Origin of the sequence: Blautia sp. DFI.3.45 (assembly GCF_020593505.1) — a bacterium.
GTDB classification, from domain to species: domain Bacteria; phylum Bacillota; class Clostridia; order Lachnospirales; family Lachnospiraceae; genus Blautia_A; species Blautia_A wexlerae.
Genome location: NZ_JAJDMI010000110.1, coordinates 1 through 1,890, shown reverse-complemented (window position 1 = coordinate 1,890; position 1,890 = coordinate 1). Strand labels below are relative to the sequence as shown.

The window sequence follows — 1,890 nt, the reverse complement described above, 5'->3', positions numbered from 1 at the left end:
AATTTTCCTCCCTTATTCATTTGTGGCATAAAAACACCTCCTGAAATTCCGATTTATATTACATTGAGCTCACTTAAAGCGTAAGGTATACCATCTTCATTGTTTGATAAAGTGCACATATCCGATGCCTTTTTGACATCCATCTCTGCGTTTTTCATTGCGATTCCGATACCTGCCGCTTTAAGCATAGGGATATCATTTTCGGAATCTCCGAAAGCAATGCTGTTCCTTACATCTATTTTCAAAATTCTGCATATATCACAAAGACCCTGCCCTTTATTAATTCTGCGAGAAAATATTTCCAGATAAAAGGCGGCAGTTCTGACAACAGTTAAATCCTCCGGCAGAAAGTTTCTGATTTGTTCCTGTACCTCATATATTTTCATAGGATCAACCGCCAGAAGAAGCTTTATAGGTGAAAAAGTGAGCCAATCCGCCAAGTTATCGCCCTCTGTACATTGCATCTGATTATTCCGGCATTCATATTCAACCTTATACCCGTTTTTATCCGTAACATAAAACATCTTGCCATCATCAACGATAACAGTTACCGGAAGTTTTTCCAGAAACCGGAGGATTCTCCTGGTCGTAGCAAGATCCATACTGATTTCATAGAACGTATTTCCTTCGCAATCCGTTATTCTTCCACCATTATAAGACATCAGAATTCCACCGAACTGTTCCATTTTTAACTGATCTCTAATACTGAAAAGCCCGGGAGCTGGACGAGCAGATGCAAGGACAAGACGTATTCCTTTCTTCTCCGCTTCAATCAATGTTTCCAATGTCAGGCTGGATATTTTTTTTCGATCATCTGTTAATGTTCCGTCAATATCCAGTGCGATTATTTGAAAATCCATAAAACAATTCCGCCTCCATATAATTTACGATTTGTTACTCACATGATATCATATTTTTTCTTCAATTACATCCACCTAATTCTAATATACTGCCATTTGGCATGCTTCCGTAACCAGCATCCGGTGAATTTTCTTCTGCATTGTTTCCTTTACATCTTCATTAGAATAATTGAAAAAGGTGGAGCCCGAAAGCTCCACCAGGTTATTTCATCATGATCAGGTATTCTATGGTTGACTGCGCTTCGTCATAAACAACGACCTCGTCATTGAACAGAGTAGTTCCTCCGGTTCCTCTTCCATGTGCCCAGGCGCAGTGCGCTCCGGGGTATTTTTTCTGAAAGACATTTTTTGTATGCGATGTATCACAACCCTGATAAATGTCATGATGTTTACCGGTCGCAACCCTGTAGATTGCAAGAAATCTTACATCAGTGTTTCCACCGGCCCAGTACCCGCCGTCTGTATAACCCAGGGATTTCTGGGCAAGCGGGGCAAAATAAGTTCCGTTTCCAAACATACTTCCGGTACGCTGTACTCCGCAGTCCGGATTGATAAGAAGCCCGTTTGTGACAATGGACCAAAAATTCTCAGTCCTGGAGCCATGGAACAGATGATCAATCCCATGACCTTCCGATAACTGTTCCTGCTGACAGAAACGGTCGAATCGTTCTTCTGTCCTCCTGTTACGGATCCTCCACGCTTTTACATACTGACTGGCATTTCCTTTCAGCATGGAAAGAACCTTATCTTGTTCCTCTTCTGTCACATCCCTCCAGTCCAGGTGGAATGCTTCCAAAACGGTAGGTCTTACGGAACAGTTGTCTAAGTCATGTGCATTTCGCACTCTGTTTACCATCACATCAAACAACTCCTGTTCATCCGCAATGATGTCATTAAAATCCAGCTTTCTTTTGACCAGGACCTTAGACAGGTTATCGATCCTTCTTGGGATTGCTGCATACAGGGTTTTTATCAGGTATTTCACTGACCATACCATATGGTAATTAATATTACACACACAAGTGCGGTA

General features: G+C 41.6%; 1 protein-coding gene and 1 pseudogene. Both read right to left on the bottom strand.

Going from position 1 to position 1,890, the window contains the following annotated elements; translation table 11 throughout:
• Positions 1 to 53 precede the first annotated feature (53 nt).
• Positions 54 to 860, bottom strand: a complete 807-nt coding sequence (locus LJE09_RS17075) for a Cof-type HAD-IIB family hydrolase (RefSeq protein ID WP_227226927.1) — start codon at positions 858 to 860, stop codon at positions 54 to 56.
• Between the two features lie 202 nt (positions 861 to 1,062).
• A pseudogene (locus tag LJE09_RS17070) lies at positions 1,063 to 1,890 on the bottom strand (hypothetical protein); the annotation flags it as partial.